The following is a 17,320-nucleotide window of genomic DNA, read 5'->3' as shown; positions in this document are numbered from 1 at the left end:
GAATAAAATCAAACGAATGCTAAAACAACTCAAACTCATTTTTTTTAAAAACTTTTCAAAAATTGATGCCGTTTTAAAATTTCCGAACCTAAAAGTTGGAGAAACAGCTATTCAAGTTGGGTTTGATATGACTTCTGCTGTATCTTCTGATTTGTTTGAATTACATAGAAGAGTTGCTGCAACAGGAAAAGTTATCGGAATTGACCCTGACCCACGAAATCATTCCTTTGCAAATAAAATTATTGAGCAAAATAATTTGAATATCATCACCATCCAAAAAGGCACTTTTTCCAAAAAGGGGCAAAGCAATTTTTTATTGGGTAAAATTAGTAGCTGGAATCAACTTGGTAACATCGCCATTGACAGTTCTGCTGATTATGAAGAACACGAAATAACTGTTGAAATTGATACTATTGATAATATCGTCTCAGATTTAAAACTTGATATTGAAAAAATATCACACATCAACTTAACATGCAATGGTGCTGAATACGACACATTACTTGGTTCTGAAAATTTATTAAAAAAAGCGAAAAATATTTCTTTAACTATTATTGCTGGTCGTTACGATGAAAGTGGAACCATTAATGGTGAACAAGATTATAAGTTAATTTTAAATTATTTGAACAGCCTCGGTTTTACTTGTAAGTTTAAAAGAATGCATCAATTCTTTTGGTGGGGTTTTATTGTAAGAACATTAATTAATAGAAACTGGATTTATAATAAAGATAATTACGGTTTAATTATGGCTTATAAAGGATGTAAGAAGACCAAATGGTATCAATCCTATTCATAAAAAAGTAGAGACAGATAATTATCTGTCTCTACAATAAAATTTTATTTAGCGTAATTCACGGCTCTCTTCTCTCTAATTACGGTTACCTTAACCTGACCTGGATAAGTCATTTCGGTTTGAATTTTTTGAGCCAAGTCAAACGACAACGTATCTGCTTCTGCATCTGTTACTTTACCACTCTCTACAATAACTCTCAATTCTCTACCAGCTTGAATAGCATAAGCTTGTTCTACACCTGGATAAGACATGCCAATGTTTTCTAAATCTTTTATTCGTTTAATGTACGATTCCATGATTTCTCTACGAGCACCTGGACGAGCACCAGAAATAGCATCACAAACCTGAACAATTGGAGAAATAATCGTTGTCATTTCAATTTCATCGTGGTGAGCACCAATAGCATTACAGATATCTGGTTTTTCGTTGTACTTCTCAGCCAACTTCATACCCAAAATAGCATGTGGCAATTCTGGATCATCATCTGGCACCTTTCCAATATCGTGTAACAAACCTGCTCGTTTAGCTAATTTAGCATTTAAACCAAGTTCAGATGCCATTGTAGCACAAAGATTAGCCACCTCTCTAGAGTGTTGCAATAAGTTTTGTCCGTAAGAAGAACGATATTTCATTCTACCTACCATTCTAATTAATTCAGGATGTAAGCCATGAATTCCTAAGTCAATACAAGTTCTTTTACCTACTTCAATAATTTCTTCTTCAAGTTGTTTTTTTGTTTTGTTTACAACCTCCTCAATTCTTGCGGGGTGAATTCTACCATCTGTTACCAATTGATGTAATGATAAACGAGCTATTTCACGTCTAACAGGGTCAAAACAAGAAAGAATAATTGCCTCTGGAGTATCATCAACAATAATTTCCACACCAGTTGCAGCTTCTAAAGCTCTAATGTTTCTTCCCTCACGACCGATAATTCTACCTTTAATTTCATCACTTTCGATGTTAAATACAGACACAGAATTCTCAACTGCTTGTTCGGTAGCCACACGCTGAATGGTTTGCACAACAATTTTACGAGCCTCTTTGTTTGCATTAATTTTGGCTTCATCCATGATGTCTTTGATGTGAGCCATAGCATCAGTTCTAGCTTCAGCTTTTAATGCTTCCATTAATTGCGTTTTTGCATCCTCTGCACTTAATCCAGAAATTACTTGTAATTGCTCTACTTGTTTACGGTGAGATTTATCAATTTCAGCTTCTTTATTTTCAATAACTTCTAATTGATGTGTTAGGTTTTCTCTAATCTTATCTAACTCGCTTTCTTTTCTTTTTACATCTTCTATTTGTTTAGAAGCTGCGTCATTTTTTTGTTTTGCACGATTTTCTAAGTCGTTGATTTTTCTTTCCCTTTCGGTAATTACTTTTTCATGTTCTTCTTTTAACTGTAAGAACTTTTCTTTAGCCTGAAGTAACTTTTCTTTTTTCTGAACTTCTCCTTCAGCTTTTGCATCTTCTATAATCTGCTGGCTTTTCTTATCTATGCCCTTTTTATAGATGATGATGGTAATTACTGCAGCTATTACAGCTCCAATAATTAACCCGATTAAAATACTTAATACATCCATTGTTAGTTAATTTTTTAATTATTTACTAATGGAACTTGAATACTCTACTTTACTTAGGTATGGGCATAAAAAAAACCCGTACAATAGTGGCTTGGATAAACCCAAGAAAAAATTTAATGGAACCGCCAAGCATGTTCAAACTTCCCGCGTCCACAAAAGTGAATTCCCATAAAGGGGTTACAAGGGGCCTGTTTTCGTTAGCTTATGAGCATTGTTCCAACTAAGTAAAGTGTTAGTTTATCAAACAAAGTGTTGTACGGGAATTTTTTTATTTGTTGTTTGTTATTAGTTAATGTTATCTGTTTTTTAACATACATAACGCTAACCTTTAATCATCAATAATAATTCTCGATAATATTGCTAATTTATTTAAAGAACGTTACAAATAGTTATCAAAAAGCTGTTCAATTTGAAGTAAGCTTTCTTCTAAATTTGAGTCACCATCAACAACCGTTTGTTGTTTTTGATAATTGGTCGATACCAATTTTAGTGCAACCATAGCCAATAAATCTTGATAATCTTTTACAGCATATAATTTCTCATATTCTGCTATTGATTTGTTTATTTCATCTGCTACTTTTCTAACTCCTTCCTCCTCTTTAGCGTTAATCGTTAAAGGATAAACTCGGTTTGCAATTTTTATTTTTATCGACAAATCTCCCATTTAGGGTTCAACTATTTGTTTATTTGAGCAATACATTTATCTATCTCCCGTACCATTTCGTTTATTTTCAACTTCACATCTTTGGTACTTTCACTTTCAACACTTTTCGAAATCTTCAATACTTTAACTCTGTCTTCTAATTCCGATAGTTGTTGGTTTTTTTGATTCAATTTTTCGTTTAATTGAACAATTTCTGCAGAAAGTTGTTTATTTTTTTCAGTAATGGCTCGGTGTTTTTCAATCACCAACTCAGCTTTTTTTCTAAGACCACTTACTAAAACAGATAAATCTTTCATTAATTAATTGTTAAATCATTAAAAAAATTCAACCTCTACAAATGTAATATTTTTAAACACAACATTTGTGAATATTATTTTTAAAATTTATGTTTTCGTTGTAAACATGGTACTAGTTTTGTACCAGAACGTTTTCAAACCATCCAAAACCTTTTTAATGATTAAATTTTTCAGTCTTTTTCTAATTCAACTCATCGTATTAATTGGTTTTGCTCAAAACCCTGAAAAATATCCAAAAAACTATTTCAGGTCTCCTTTAGATATTCCGATATTACTTTCAGGAAATTTTGGAGAGCTACGGAACAACCATTTTCATTCGGGTTTAGATATTAAAACACAAGGTGTAGAAGGCAAAAATGTTTATGCAATTGCCGATGGTTTTGTTTCTCGAATTAAAATTATGCCCATAGGATACGGTAAAATAATTTACATCACACACCCTAACGGATACACCTCTTCGTATGCTCATCTTCAACGCTTTAAAGGCAAAATAGCTGATTACATTAAAAAATATCAATACGACAACGAAACCTTTGAAATGGATTTTTATCCGCCAGATACCGCTTTAATAGTTAAAAAAGGTGACATTATAGCTTTATCAGGAAATTCTGGAAGTTCTGGTGGCCCTCATTTACATTTTGAGATTAGAGAAACCATTTCTGAATATGCAGTAAATCCCCTTTTATTTGATTTTGAAGTAAAAGACGAGGTGAAGCCTGTAATTAAAAGTATTACTGTTTTTCCCTTAAACGATACTAGTTTTGTAAACAATAGAAATGCTACTCAAGAGTTTTCGGTTACAGGAGGTAACGGAACATATCACTTGAATAATAATGTCATTATTACAGCTTATGGTCAAATCGGATTTGGAATTAATGCTTATGACCAACAATCGGGTGCCTCAAACCAAAATGGTGTTTACAGCATCATGTTGTTCGACAATAACGAACTAATTTTTAAATCCGAATTATCATCATTTAGTTTTGACCATTCGCGAGCATTAAACTCACTTATTGATTACGATATTTATTTAAATAAGAAATCTCGTTTCCAAAAAAGCTGTATCGAACCAAACAACCCTTTAACCATATTTAAAGAACAAAAAAACAATGGTACAATAACTATTTCAGATAAAGAAACTAGGTCGGTAAATTACATGGTTGGAGATATTAATAAAAACACTTCAATGTTAGCATTTAATATTATTGGATCAAAACCAGAAGGAATAACCGTTGCTACAATAAAACCAAAAATAGATACCATTTTTAAATATGCTGACCATAACATTTTAGATAAACAAAACATTGTTGTTAATTTCCCAAAAGGAGTTTTATACAACGATTTACATTTACAATACCAAGAAAAACCAGCAAAAAGCAACACACTAACACCTATTTACCAAATCCATAACGATTATACACCAATTCATGATTACATTGAAGTTTCAATAAAAGTTGCTCGTATTTCAGAGGAACAACGTAAAAAAGCAGTAATCGTAAATTACGACCATAATAATGTAATGTATTCGAGAGGTGGAGAATGGAGAAACAATTATTTAACAGCAAAATCAAAAATTATGGGCGGATTTTCGGTTATGCTAGACACCATTCCTCCTGTTGTAAATTTGGCAAACATCTTTGCTGGAAAAGATATGTCGCGTAACTCTTCTATTGTAGCTACTATATCTGACAACCTAAGTGGAATTAAAACCTACAGAGCCGAAATTGATGGTAAATGGGTATTGATGGATTACGATGCTAAACGAGCCAGACTAGAACACGAATTTGATAATTTACCGTCAGGTACACACCATTTCAAACTTGAGGTTACCGATTTTGTAGGAAATGTGAAAACCGTTGAAGCTTCGTTTATTCGCTAAAAATAATTTTTTGAGTAATTACTTCGTTATCAACTTTTAATTCAACAAAATAAACTCCTCTACCTATGTTTTGTTTTGCCAAATCTATAATAAAGTTATTATTACCAATTTGAGTATTAACAGTATTCGTTAACACTGCTTTCCCTGAAACATCTTTAACAGTATAGTTCAACTTACTCGATTTAATTGCACTAAACATTATGTTTACCATTCCATTTGTTGGGTTTGGATACACCATTACATCTTCAATATTTTTATATTCTTCAACTCCAACAATTCTATAAATATCTCTATACTGTATTGATGAAACAACACCTGCTGTTGTTACAACTTTTAATAAAGGCACACTCATACCATTAGCCAACCATTTGTATTCAATTTCTGTAGGTCTACTAAAATTTGTTCCAAAACCTAAAGTGTCTAAATAAAATGTATCTACTTTATTTAACACCGATTTTACGCGCAACACATTAAAAGTACCCAATGGTGTAGTTAACGAACCCCATCCATCAACAACAGAACTTCTATCCATTGACTGACCATAAGCAGCCAAAGTAGGTATTGTAACTAAAAATTTAGAACTAGAAAAATTAGAATCGCTATAGTTTAAAGGAAATTCATATTCAATATCAATAGGTAAGTTACGTGTAGAGGATGGTATTCCACTAATTTTAGAACCAAAACCAACATTTTCAAATTTTGATGTAGAGTTTTTAGAAAAATTAAACACCTCAGTAATACTTAGCGGTATTGGTACTATTGGAGGCATAACAAAATCTTGCCCTCGTTTTGCAAAACTAGCTTTATGACTAGCATACAATACACTATTATTAAAATAGAACTGATAAGCTACAGGGGTTGATGTAACTGAAAAAAAAGTATCTATTTTTTGCGAATTTGGAGTTAACATGGAATAATCCCAAACATAATTTGCTCCAGTTAATGCAGGGTTTTGTCCTTGAATATTACTGGTAACACTTAGCCTAATCGTATCGTTAACAACAGGCATATCTGCCGAAGTAATTGTAATTTGTGCATTTGCACAATTTACTGCAAAAAAACAACCAACAAATAAGGTAGAAATTCTCATAACATACATTTTTTACCAAATGTACAATAATTTATTACTATCTCAATAAGAGCTAGTTATAAATAATTTAAACTTAAAGAATTTAACAGGATTAACAGAAAATTTGAAAAAAAGTGGAGTCGGAGGGATTCGAACCCTCGTCCAAACAAGGAACTAATAAGCTTTCTTCATGTTTAGCTTTTACTTAATTGTTAGACTTAAAGCAGGATAAAAGCCACCAACTTTAAGCTTAAGCCTCTTTAGTTTCGCTAATAAATCAAGGCAATTTATCAACTAGTTTGAAATTTTGATACCTCTGATACAACCGTTAACAAACAGAACAGTTGTGAGGTAAATGGTGCCAACCCTCTAAGAGTTGGTATTAAGATAATCCGACTTGGTCGAGATTATGCAGCCATTGCATAGTTATTTTCGCCAGTTAGCGATTTGAGAGCCAATTTTTACGAGCCAACTCACAATGCTCGACATGCTTACTTACCACTTCATCTTGCAGTCAAAACCAAAAACGACCCCAAAATTTTCAAAGAACACAACGAAATTACTATTATTTCTTAGCAAATATCATGCATTTTCATAAATTTGCAGGCAAACAAATGCAAATGATTAAAATTGGTGTAATACGAGAAGGAAAAAATCCGCCTGACGAACGCGTTCCATTTTCTCCATCTCAATGTAAATTTATAAATGATAATTACCCAAATTTAAAGGTTGTTGTTCAAAAAAGTAATGTTCGAAGAATAAAAGATATCGACTATCAAAACCAAGGAGTTGAATTGGTTGATGATGTAACTGATTGTGACATTTTAATGGGAATTAAAGAAGTTCCTGTAAACGAATTAATTGCAAACAAGACTTATTTTTACTTTTCTCACACCATAAAAAAACAAGCTTACAACCGTAAATTACTCATTGAAATGTTGAACAAAAACATTACTATGGTTGATTATGAAACGCTTGTAGATAAAAACTATCATAGACTAATAGGTTTTGGACGATATGCTGGAATTGTTGGTTGTTACAATACATTTTCTGCCTACGGTAAACGAATGGGAACTTTTAATTTAAAAAAAGCTCACGACTGTAAGGATAAAGCAGAAATGCTTTCGGAACTTACTAAAGTTATTTTACCTCAAGATTATAAAATAGTTATTACAGGTGGTGGTCGTGTTGCAACTGGTATTCTTGAAATATTAGAAGTGCTTAATATACAAAAGGTAAATTCAAACGATTTCTTAACCAAAACCTTTAACACTCCTGTTTTTACTCAACTATTCCCTGAAGATTACAACAAAAGAATTGACAACAAACCGTTTACGGTTGCAGAATTTTTTGCTGATGCTTCGGGTTTTGAATCGAATTTTTTACAATATGCTAAAGTAGCCGACATGTATATGTCAGGTCATTTTTGGGCAAAAGGTTCTCCCTATATTTTCTCTAAAGAAGATGCAAAATCTCCTGATGTGAGGATAAAAGTTGTAGGAGATATTAGTTGTGATATCGATGGACCTGTAGCTTGCACATTAAGAGCATCTACTATTGCTAACCCAATATATGGTTACAACCCAATTACAGAAACTGAAGTAAATTACAATGATGATAACTGCATAACCGTTATGGCGGTTGATAATTTGCCTTGCGAACTTCCTATTGATGCATCGAAAGATTTTGGGAGAGAGTTTATTGATAAAATTTTACCTCACCTAATTGATGATAAAGAACAAGTTATTGAACGTGCTACCATTTGTAAAAACGGGAATTTAATGCCACGCTTCGAATACTTGCGTGATTACGTAAATGGAGAAGTTAAAGTCTAACAACCTTATTTTTACCTACTAGTTTTTTCAGCAAACAATAAAAGTATTGTATTTTAATCAACTCTTCAGCCGAAGCTGAATGTTCCATTGGTATGCGTTGAAGATTAAATTCAACCGTATCTTTTTTAAGCCCCGCACTACCAAAAGTTAAATCAACTTTTGATTGTATTGTTTTAAAAAAAAGTTGTCCTACTCCATCATCTGTAAAAGGAAATGAAAAAACCGAATAATCAAGATGAAACTGTTGTTTTAACACCTCCAAACTTCCTAATGTTTGCTCGATTTGCTCTTTTTCAGTTATCAACTTATACATGGGATGATTTTTACTGTGTGCACCAATAGTAAATCCTTTCTTTATCAATTCATGGATTTGGCTTGCGGTTAAGTAAGGTTTTTCTTTTTCTAAATAATCTTCAAAGCTACACCCTATTGTTTTAGCAAAACCATCAATATCGTTTTCCTCATTACAATTTAAATCTAACATTCCATTAGCAGCTATTTGCTCAGTTAAAACACTAGCCTTAAAGCGATAAAAAAGCTTTTTATTATCAATAAAATCGGTGTTTATAAAAAAAGTAGCCGGTATTTTTCTTTTTATTAAAATAGGAACAACTACATCGTAAACTTCTCTAAGCCCATCGTCAAAAGTAATATGAAAACAAGGTTCTTTAAGTCCTTCTCCGTTTTTCTTTAATACAATTAATTCTTGCAGACTAATTGGCTTAAAGTGTTGTAATAAATAATCTAAATCATTTTCAAAATCAACAACCGAACGAGCTTCATATAAATGAACCAGATGAGCCGCAGGGTTATCACTTACTGCGTGATAAAAAGGTAAGATTAGTTTCTCACCTGTAAGCCCAATCAACTGTTTTTGGCTAAAAAACCTTGACCCCAAACTTGAAATATGTAAAGCAATTGATTTAATAATTCAACAGTTTTAATAGTTGCGATGATGTTTTAGAAACTTCAAAGTAAGGAGTTTGTTTACCTCCAAACGCCCTAAAATAACGTTCTATGGGTTCAATCATACTTCCTTCAAAATTAAATGTTTTTGTTTTTGATGATGAACGCTTAATAGCTTCCCATAACAATAAACTCATTGAACCTGTGGTTTTAAAATCAGAATTAGTTACGCCGTGCAAATAATATGCACAATGTTTGTCCCAAACATATAAAATGATTGAATGGACATTCCCATCTTTATCTTTGGCTGCAAGCAACTCTCCACAATTGTATTTTAAACAATACCCAAAAACTTTTTTTAATAACGATAACGAAAATGGGTAATTATCTTTTTGCTCTAAGTATGTTTTTACTTTTAGTTCATATAATTCATCCGCACTCGATAAAGATTCAATCATTAAACTCTTCTCTGCTTTTCTAATTTCTCTACGGATATTCTCTCTAAACTCCGTAAACAAACTATCTAAATCACTTAGTTCGTCTAATACATAAGTATAACGAGTAGTTTGAGAAAATCCTTTCCAATAAAAAGGCAACCAATTGGTAACTTCAGGGTAAAACTTTTGTTTAAAAGCATCCATCTTTGGTAACTGATTAATTAACGAAGTCATCACCTTTTTCTCAAAACTTAAGCGGTTAGTATATTTTTGTTCACTGTTATAATTTAACCAAACACCCTGATAAGGAGTTAACGCTGGAGGGGCAATTACCTTAAATTTCATTTTTTTTGTTATATAATAAGGTATAAATCCTACCACCTTATTATTTTGTTCTTCAACTACAACACCCCAGTCATTTTCAGAAAACAACGTGTTGTACCAATTGTAGTGCAAGAAAAAAGGAACTGAATCATTCTCTTCACAAACCTTTTTATATTTCTGTTTATTGGTATCCATATTATTATTCAAAAATAGCTTTAAAAATTAAAAACCTTAAAAAACTGCATTTATTTTATAATTTTGACGCGTAAAACATTTTAGCTATGAGAGAAATTCAATTTAGAGAAGCACTTAATGAAGCCATGTGTGAGGAAATGAGAAAAGACAATTCTATTGTTTTAATGGGTGAAGAAGTGGCTGAATATAATGGAGCTTACAAAGTTAGTAAGGGTATGTTAGACGAATTTGGTCCGAAAAGAATTATTGATACGCCTATTGCTGAAAATGGATTTACAGGTATTGCTGTTGGTGCTGCAATGAACGGTATGAGACCAATAGTAGAATTTATGACTTGGAATTTTTCACTAGTGGCTATTGATCAAATTGTAAACAACGCTGCTAAAATGTATAACATGTCTGGTGGGCAATTAAATATTCCTATTGTATTCAGAGGTGGAACAGGTTCTGCAGGACAATTAGGAGCAACCCATTCTCAAGATTTTTCTAATTGGTATGCTAACTGTCCAGGATTAAAAGTAATACAACCTTCAACACCAGCAGATGCTAAAGGGTTATTAAAAGCTGCAATTAGAGACAATGACCCAGTAATTTTTATGGAATCGGAACAAATGTACGGCGATAAAGGTTTGGTTCCTGATGGTGAATACATTATTCCAATAGGAGTTGCGGATGTAGTAAAACAAGGTACTGATGTTACTATTGCTGGTTTTGGTAAAATGATGAAGTTGGTAAAAACTGCTGCAGAAGAACTAGCTAAGGAAGGTATTAATGCTGAAGTGATCGATTTGAGAAGTTTACGCCCAATTGATTATAAAACCATAATAGAATCAGTAAAAAAGACAAATCGCTTGGTTTTTGTTGAAGAATCATGGCCTTTGGGTTGTTTTGCTTCTGAAGTTACTTATAAAGTTCAAAAAGAAGCTTTTGATTATTTAGATGCACCTGTTGCAAGAGTTACTGGAGCAGATGTACCGATGAGTTTTTCTGTACCATTAATTGAAGCTTATCTACCTAATGTGGATAAAATCATAAAAGCAGTTAAACAAGTAATGTACAAATAAACATATAAAAGTATTTTTCTATTAAATACCTATTAATAAAGGATGACAGGCTCGTTGTAAACGACTAAAATGAAATTATTTGTTATTCATTGTTCATTATTCATTTAATTCCCTACTTTTGCCCTCCGAAAAAATTTTAGAATTAAAATATATTATAACACAAAATAATTATACAGTATGAGTTCAATGATGATTTATTTGCCGATAGTAATGGCATTGATTGGTTTAGCTTTCATGGCAGCTAAAAGAGCATGGGTTTTAAAACAAGATGCTGGTGATGGTAAAATGAAAGAAATTTCAGATTACATTTATGAAGGAGCTTTAGCTTTCTTAAAAGCAGAGTATAAATTATTGACTTTCTTCGTTATTGGAGCAAGTATTGTTTTAGCTGGAATTTCATTTGTTGTTCCTACTACACACATATTAATAGTAGTAGCATTTATTTTCGGAGCATTTTTCTCTGCATTAGCAGGTAATATGGGGATGAAAATAGCTACTAAAACTAATGTTAGAACAACTCAGGCTGCTCGTACAAGTTTAATACAAGCATTAAAAGTTTCTTTTAGTGGTGGTACAGTAATGGGATTAGGTGTTGCTGGTTTGGCTGTTTTAGGTTTAACTGGTTTCTTTATCTTATTATTTAACTACTTCATGAAAGGTGTTTGGACTTCTACAGAAGATATGACTATTGTATTAGAAACTTTAGCAGGTTTTTCATTAGGTGCTGAATCTATTGCATTATTTGCTCGTGTTGGTGGTGGTATTTATACCAAAGCTGCTGATGTTGGCGCTGATTTAGTTGGTAAAGTTGAGGCTGGAATTCCAGAAGATGACCCACGTAACCCAGCTACAATTGCTGATAATGTAGGTGACAATGTAGGTGATGTTGCTGGTATGGGTGCTGACTTATTTGGTTCTTATGTTGCAACTGTTTTAGCTGCTATGGTTTTAGGTAACTATGTAATAAAAGATATGGGTGGTGCAATTCAAGATGCTTTTAATGGAATTGGTCCAATCTTATTACCAATGGCAATTGCAGGTTTTGGTATTTTGTTTTCAATTGTTGGAACTATGTTGGTTAAAATTAAATCTGACGATGCAAAAGAAAAACAAGTACAAGGTGCTTTAAATGTTGGAAACTGGGTTTCAATTGTACTTACTGCAATTTCTTGCTTTGTATTAGTTAAGTATATGTTGCCAGAAACCATGAAAATGGAATTCTTTGGTGAAGGTTTAAAAGACATTTCTTCAATGAGAGTATTTTATGCTACCATTGTTGGTTTAGTGGTTGGTGGAGTTATTTCTTCTGTTACTGAATATTACACTGGATTAGGCACAAAACCAGTTTTAGCAATTGTACAAAAATCGTCAACTGGTGCTGGAACAAATGTTATTGCTGGTTTAGCTACAGGTATGATTTCTACATTCCCTACAGTAATTTTATTTGCTGCTGCTATATGGGCATCTTATGCTTTTGCAGGATTTTACGGTGTTGCTTTAGCCGCTTCAGCTATGATGGCAACAACAGCTATGCAATTAGCAATCGATGCTTTCGGACCAATTTCTGATAATGCTGGTGGTATTGCTGAAATGAGTGAATTACCTAAAGAAGTTAGGACTCGTACTGATATTTTAGATTCAGTTGGAAATACAACCGCTGCAACAGGTAAAGGTTTTGCTATTGCTTCAGCGGCATTAACATCATTAGCTTTATTTGCTGCTTATGTTACATTTACTGGTATTGATGGAATTAACATCTTTAAAGCACCAGTATTAGCCATGTTATTTGTAGGAGGTATGATTCCAGTTGTGTTCTCTGCCCTAGCGATGAACTCTGTTGGTAAAGCTGCTATGGACATGGTATATGAAGTAAGAAGACAATTCAAAGAAATTCCAGGAATTATGGAAGGTACTGGAAAACCTCAATACGGTAAATGTGTAGAAATTTCTACTAAAGCTGCTTTAAGAGAAATGATGTTGCCAGGTATTTTAACCATTGGTTTCCCTATCCTTATCGTAGTACTACCTATGTTGTTAGGTTACGACAATAAATTAATTGCTGAAATGTTAGGTGGTTATATGGCTGGTGTAACAGTTTCAGGTGTATTGTGGGCTGTATTCCAAAATAATGCAGGTGGAGCTTGGGATAATGCTAAAAAATCTTTTGAAGCAGGTGTAATGATTAATGGCGAAATGACTTACAAAGGTTCTGATGCTCACAAAGCAGCTGTAACTGGTGATACAGTTGGAGATCCATTTAAAGATACTTCTGGTCCATCAATGAACATCTTAATTAAATTAACTTGTTTAATTGGATTGGTTATTGCTCCAATTTTAGGTGGACACACTAAAGATATGGTTCCAGAAGTTGAAACAATCATTGAAGAAAAAGCTACACTTTATGATGATCAAGGAAACGAGATTATTGTAAAAGACATTAGCGAATTAACAGGAGAATGGGTTTTGGATGAAGCACATTCTTATGTAGACTTTACTATTCGTCACATATTAGCTAATTCGAAAGGTAATTTTCAAAAAGTTAATGGCACAGTGAATTTTGTAGAAGGTAAAATGGATATGAACATTACTATCGATGTTAATTCAGTAAATACTGGAAATGAAAAACGCGATAAACATTTAAAAGGAGAGGAAATGTTCAATTCACCTAAATTCCCAACAATAACATTTACAGCTTCTGATATTACTAAAAATGTAGATGGTTACTTAGCTAAAGGTAAATTAACCATGATGGGAGTAACTAAAGAGGTAGAATTTCCTTTTAACTATTTCGGAAAACAAGATACCCCATGGGGATTTCCATCGGCAGCTTTTGCAGGAAACATTATCATAAACAAAAATGATTTTGGATTAACTTATGGCGGAGGAATACTTGGAGAAGAGGTAAAAGTTGATTTTTCAATCGAATTAAACCCAAAACAAGAAGAAATTTCAGAAAATAAATAGGTAACGCTGTTAAAAAAGTGTTATTTTTACATCAAACAACAAACAAATAACATAAATAAAAAACCGTTTAAATCAATAGTAACAAAGGGATTGAAAGTTATCAACAACCTGTTAATAACTACAAACAATTGTTAATAAAAATAAAAAAAAGTTGCACAGTTTAAAAAAAATGTTGTAAGTTTGTCGCAAACTAAAAATTAAATTAAAAATTAAAAAGTTTAACTAAAAACAATTAAAAATGAAAAAAAGATTATTATTTGTAGCTGCTATCTTTGCTGCTACTGCAACTTTCGCTCAAGATGGTTTAACATCTAAAAAAGGTGAAGCTTATTTACCAGAAGCTGGTGATTGGGCAATCGGTATCGATGCAAACCCATTCTTAAACTATGCTGGTAACTTATTTAACGGTAACACTGGTAACGGTATTGGAGCTGGTGCTACTTGGTATATGCCAAACACTATCTATGGTAAAATGTTTAAAGACGAAAAAACTGCTTACATTGGTATGTTAAGAATTGGTTTTGGTTCTAACAGCGCAACAAACAACATCGATACTACAGGTGCATTAGGTGCTACTGGTACTATTACTGATGAGGTTTCTGTTTCTTACAATAACATTACATTAGGTGGTGGTATTGAAAAAAGAAGAGGTAATACTAGAATCCAAGGTGTATATGGTGCTATGATGTACATTGGTTTTGGTGGTGGTTCTACTAAGTATACTTACGGTGATACTCGTAACGATGGTCACACTGCACAATGGACTAACTGGTCAGGAACTACAGCTGTAGGTACTTCTTCTGGTAACGGTGTAAGAAATACTGAAGTTAAAGCTGGTTCTACTTTCCAATTAGGATTAATGGGATTCTTAGGTGCTGAATGGTTTTTCGCTCCAAAAGTTTCTTTAGGTGCTAAATATACTTGGGGATTAGCAATGTCTTCTACAGGTGAATCAGAAACTACTTCAGAAGAATGGACAACTCCAGCTGGTGGTACTGCTAACACTTTAGTTACTAAAACTACTAAAGGTGGAAAATCATCTGCATTCTCTTTAGATAATGGTATCTCTGGTGCTAACATCTCTTTAAACATCCACTTCTAAGAAATACTCTTAAAAGTAAGAATATAAAAAGCCCTGCAAATTGCGGGGCTTTTTTATTTCCATTCCTACTCATCTCTTACCATTCCTGCGTAGGCAGGAAACCAATTCAAAAATATATTCTAAAAATCAATATGTTTGATTTATGGATACTTTCTATGTTTACATATTGGCTAGTCAACGAAATGGAACATTATATATTGGCTTAACAAACAATTTAGAAAGACGAATAGCTGAACACAAAAACAAAATTGTACCAGGTTTTACATCTAAATACAATATAACCATGCTGGTATATTTTGAAGAACATCAAAACTACAACGAAGCGTTTACACGAGAACGACAAATGAAAAAGTGGAAAAGAGCTTGGAAATTAAAATTAATTGAAAAAGACAATACAGGTTGGAAAGATTTATCTCAAGATTGGCCGGAATAAACTTTTGGTTCCCTGCATTCGCAGGGATGAAGTCAAAAATCCCCACTACCATTCCTGATGCAGCGTAGCGAAAGTCAGGAATCCAAAAGAAAACAAAAGTAAACTACTGGTTCCCTGCATTCGCAGGGATGCAGTCAAAAATCCCCACTACCATTCCTGATGCAGCATAGCGGAAGTCAGGAATCCAGTAATAATCACTCCAATATTCAACTACCTCCCTTGTAAACAAGGGATAAAGGCAACGAAAAAAGAAAAGAAAAATTTATTTAGTTTTAAACAAGCCGTGTAGCTCGGCATCAATATTATTGATAATAAGACCCAAATCTTCAGCTTTTTCAGAAAAATTATTGGTATCAACATCTATAACCAATATCTTACCTTGATCGTAAGTTGAAATCCAAGCCTCATAACGTTCATTTAAGCGCTTCAAGTAATCTAATCGAATACTTTCTTCATAATCACGTCCACGTTTCTGAATTTGGTTAACAAGGGTAGATACAGATGCTCTTAAATAAATTAACAAATCTGGTGGGTTAATAAACGACTCTTGCAACTTAAATAACGAAAAATAAGTTTCAAAATCACGGGTAGTCATTAAACCCATTGAATGTAAGTTGGGAGCAAAAATATAAGCATCTTCATACAAGGTTCTATCTTGAATAGTCGGTTTTCCGCTTGTATTTATTTCTTGTATCTTACTAATTCGGCTTGTTAAGTAATAAACCTGCAAGTTAAAAGACCAACGTTGCATATCGTTATAGAAATCGTTCAAATACGGATTATCATCAACATCTTCAAAGTGGGTATCCCAATTGTAATGTTTAGCCAATAATGTAGTAAGTGTAGTTTTTCCTGAACCGATATTTCCTGCAACTGCTATTAACATATTTTATTTTTTTTGAGAAACTAAAAGTACAAAAAAAATTCAATAACAAACTAGAAAAATCAAGTGCTTAAAAAGAATTATAAATCAATTTTTTCAATGATTAATTCATTTTTTGAATTTACAATATAAATGTTTTTATTTTCTATTCGAACCCATTTTACATTTGCATATTCAATAGGCTTAAAAACAGTTTGTTCTAATGTGAAAAAATCATAGGTCGCAATATTCCCTTCTTTATTCACATAAAGCATATAATTTTCTTTAACCTGAAAAGTGTTTAAATGATATATTGGTATTGTTTTAAGGTAAGTTCCATAAATATCAAACACCAAAATACCATTTATTGGATCATTCAGGTAAACTCTATTATTATATTCTACCAAAAAATTAGGCTGTATGTTTTTATTTAAAATGTTGGAAATATTAGCAGATGTGTTGGTACTTTTTGATGAATGCTCTATTCGGGTCAATTGAAATTTTACAGGATTGTAATACCAAACTCCATTATTGTATGACGTGCAAACTAAAGACGTTTCTTCTAAACTAACTTCATTTAAATCTAAAACACCTCCCTGCTCTGATAATGTATTATCTAATACAACTACCTTTGAAAAATCTTTAAAAAAGACAATAATTTTCATTGGATTAAATACATCAACGCTAGTTATTTCACCCAAAATATTGTTGCTATAGGTAAATTGTCGTTGACCATTTTTCCCAATTTTAATAATTTGATTTGAATAGATTTCGTAATAACTACCTGTTTGGTCGGTAGTAAACAGTTTTCCTTTAAATACAACGGCATTGTTCTGGGCAAACAAAGACATTGAGATAACAACTAAAATATTTATTAAAGTGTATTTCATACTATTTTACCTTCATGGCTA

The 17,320-nt window shown here is 32.5% G+C and carries 15 protein-coding genes and 1 other RNA gene; 7 read left to right on the top strand and 9 right to left on the bottom strand.

What is annotated here, in order from left to right:
• Positions 1 to 16: 16 nt before the first annotated feature.
• The gene (locus H6589_10140; protein ID MCB9174957.1) at positions 17 to 796 is read left to right on the top strand and encodes an FkbM family methyltransferase; all 780 of its coding nucleotides are present in this window, start codon (positions 17 to 19) and stop codon (positions 794 to 796) included.
• A gap of 41 nt (positions 797 to 837) precedes the next feature.
• Here the strand turns inward: H6589_10140 and rny are convergent, their stop codons facing one another.
• The 3 genes from rny to H6589_10125 form a co-directional block, all read right to left on the bottom strand.
• Positions 838 to 2,379, bottom strand: a complete 1,542-nt coding sequence (gene rny / locus H6589_10135) for a ribonuclease Y (GenBank protein ID MCB9174956.1) — start codon at positions 2,377 to 2,379, stop codon at positions 838 to 840.
• A 379-nt stretch (positions 2,380 to 2,758) separates the two neighbouring features.
• On the bottom strand, positions 2,759 to 3,043 hold the full coding sequence (locus H6589_10130; protein ID MCB9174955.1) for a cell division protein ZapA: 285 nt from the start codon (positions 3,041 to 3,043) through the stop codon (positions 2,759 to 2,761).
• A gap of 11 nt (positions 3,044 to 3,054) precedes the next feature.
• On the bottom strand, positions 3,055 to 3,339 hold the full coding sequence (locus tag H6589_10125; protein ID MCB9174954.1) for a hypothetical protein: 285 nt from the start codon (positions 3,337 to 3,339) through the stop codon (positions 3,055 to 3,057).
• A gap of 157 nt (positions 3,340 to 3,496) precedes the next feature.
• On the opposite strand from H6589_10125, the gene H6589_10120 reads away from it, so the two are divergent.
• A complete protein-coding gene (locus H6589_10120) occupies positions 3,497 to 5,218 on the top strand; it encodes a M23 family metallopeptidase (protein ID MCB9174953.1) in 1,722 nt (573 codons plus the stop codon).
• Here the strand turns inward: H6589_10120 and H6589_10115 are convergent.
• A complete protein-coding gene (locus H6589_10115; protein MCB9174952.1) occupies positions 5,208 to 6,308 on the bottom strand; it encodes a T9SS type A sorting domain-containing protein in 1,101 nt (366 codons plus the stop codon). The genes H6589_10120 and H6589_10115 overlap by 11 nt on opposite strands.
• Positions 6,309 to 6,419: 111 nt before the next feature.
• Positions 6,420 to 6,821: a transfer-messenger RNA gene (gene ssrA / locus H6589_10110) on the bottom strand.
• A gap of 89 nt (positions 6,822 to 6,910) precedes the next feature.
• On the opposite strand from ssrA, the gene H6589_10105 reads away from it, so the two are divergent.
• Positions 6,911 to 8,122, top strand: coding sequence for an alanine dehydrogenase (locus H6589_10105; GenBank protein MCB9174951.1), 1,212 nt, complete (start codon positions 6,911 to 6,913; stop codon positions 8,120 to 8,122).
• Here the strand turns inward: H6589_10105 and H6589_10100 are convergent.
• Positions 8,112 to 9,020 (bottom strand): polysaccharide deacetylase family protein, encoded by a 909-nt coding sequence (locus tag H6589_10100; GenBank protein ID MCB9174950.1) that lies wholly within the window; start codon positions 9,018 to 9,020, stop codon positions 8,112 to 8,114. The genes H6589_10105 and H6589_10100 overlap by 11 nt on opposite strands.
• A 25-nt stretch (positions 9,021 to 9,045) precedes the next feature.
• A complete protein-coding gene (locus H6589_10095; GenBank protein MCB9174949.1) occupies positions 9,046 to 9,984 on the bottom strand; it encodes a GNAT family N-acetyltransferase in 939 nt (312 codons plus the stop codon).
• 86 nt (positions 9,985 to 10,070) lie between these two features.
• Between H6589_10095 and H6589_10090 the strand changes: the two genes are divergently transcribed.
• The 4 genes from H6589_10090 to H6589_10075 all read left to right on the top strand — a co-directional run bounded on the left by H6589_10090 (position 10,071) and on the right by H6589_10075 (position 15,547).
• On the top strand, positions 10,071 to 11,048 hold the full coding sequence (locus tag H6589_10090) for a pyruvate dehydrogenase complex E1 component subunit beta (protein MCB9174948.1): 978 nt from the start codon (positions 10,071 to 10,073) through the stop codon (positions 11,046 to 11,048).
• A gap of 177 nt (positions 11,049 to 11,225) precedes the next feature.
• Positions 11,226 to 14,012, top strand: coding sequence for a sodium-translocating pyrophosphatase (locus H6589_10085; GenBank protein ID MCB9174947.1), 2,787 nt, complete (start codon positions 11,226 to 11,228; stop codon positions 14,010 to 14,012).
• A 238-nt stretch (positions 14,013 to 14,250) separates the two neighbouring features.
• On the top strand, positions 14,251 to 15,114 hold the full coding sequence (locus H6589_10080; GenBank protein ID MCB9174946.1) for a hypothetical protein: 864 nt from the start codon (positions 14,251 to 14,253) through the stop codon (positions 15,112 to 15,114).
• Positions 15,115 to 15,256: 142 nt separating this feature from the next.
• A complete protein-coding gene (locus tag H6589_10075; GenBank protein ID MCB9174945.1) occupies positions 15,257 to 15,547 on the top strand; it encodes a GIY-YIG nuclease family protein in 291 nt (96 codons plus the stop codon).
• A gap of 262 nt (positions 15,548 to 15,809) precedes the next feature.
• Here the strand turns inward: H6589_10075 and H6589_10070 are convergent, their stop codons facing one another.
• Complete coding sequence (locus H6589_10070; protein MCB9174944.1) at positions 15,810 to 16,433, bottom strand: deoxynucleoside kinase; 624 nt, start codon at positions 16,431 to 16,433, stop codon at positions 15,810 to 15,812.
• A 77-nt stretch (positions 16,434 to 16,510) separates the two neighbouring features.
• A complete protein-coding gene (locus H6589_10065) occupies positions 16,511 to 17,299 on the bottom strand; it encodes a hypothetical protein (protein MCB9174943.1) in 789 nt (262 codons plus the stop codon).
• Between the last annotated feature and the right edge of the window lie 21 nt (positions 17,300 to 17,320).

Source organism: Flavobacteriales bacterium, from assembly GCA_020635795.1.
Classification (GTDB): Bacteria; Bacteroidota; Bacteroidia; order Flavobacteriales_E; family Vicingaceae; genus Vicingus.
This window is presented reverse-complemented; position numbering and strand designations above follow the sequence as displayed.

Coding starts and splice junctions, on each gene's coding strand:
- H6589_10115 (MCB9174952.1), bottom strand. CDS start 6,308: ATGAGAATTTCTACCTTATTTGTTGGTTGTTTTTTTGCAGTAAATTGT.
- rny (MCB9174956.1), bottom strand. CDS start 2,379: ATGGATGTATTAAGTATTTTAATCGGGTTAATTATTGGAGCTGTAATA.
- H6589_10095 (MCB9174949.1), bottom strand. CDS start 9,984: ATGGATACCAATAAACAGAAATATAAAAAGGTTTGTGAAGAGAATGAT.
- H6589_10125 (MCB9174954.1), bottom strand. CDS start 3,339: ATGAAAGATTTATCTGTTTTAGTAAGTGGTCTTAGAAAAAAAGCTGAG.
- H6589_10080 (MCB9174946.1), top strand. CDS start 14,251: ATGAAAAAAAGATTATTATTTGTAGCTGCTATCTTTGCTGCTACTGCA.
- H6589_10120 (MCB9174953.1), top strand. CDS start 3,497: ATGATTAAATTTTTCAGTCTTTTTCTAATTCAACTCATCGTATTAATT.
- H6589_10140 (MCB9174957.1), top strand. CDS start 17: ATGCTAAAACAACTCAAACTCATTTTTTTTAAAAACTTTTCAAAAATT.
- H6589_10065 (MCB9174943.1), bottom strand. CDS start 17,299: ATGAAATACACTTTAATAAATATTTTAGTTGTTATCTCAATGTCTTTG.
- H6589_10130 (MCB9174955.1), bottom strand. CDS start 3,043: ATGGGAGATTTGTCGATAAAAATAAAAATTGCAAACCGAGTTTATCCT.
- H6589_10075 (MCB9174945.1), top strand. CDS start 15,257: ATGGATACTTTCTATGTTTACATATTGGCTAGTCAACGAAATGGAACA.
- H6589_10070 (MCB9174944.1), bottom strand. CDS start 16,433: ATGTTAATAGCAGTTGCAGGAAATATCGGTTCAGGAAAAACTACACTT.
- H6589_10085 (MCB9174947.1), top strand. CDS start 11,226: ATGAGTTCAATGATGATTTATTTGCCGATAGTAATGGCATTGATTGGT.
- H6589_10090 (MCB9174948.1), top strand. CDS start 10,071: ATGAGAGAAATTCAATTTAGAGAAGCACTTAATGAAGCCATGTGTGAG.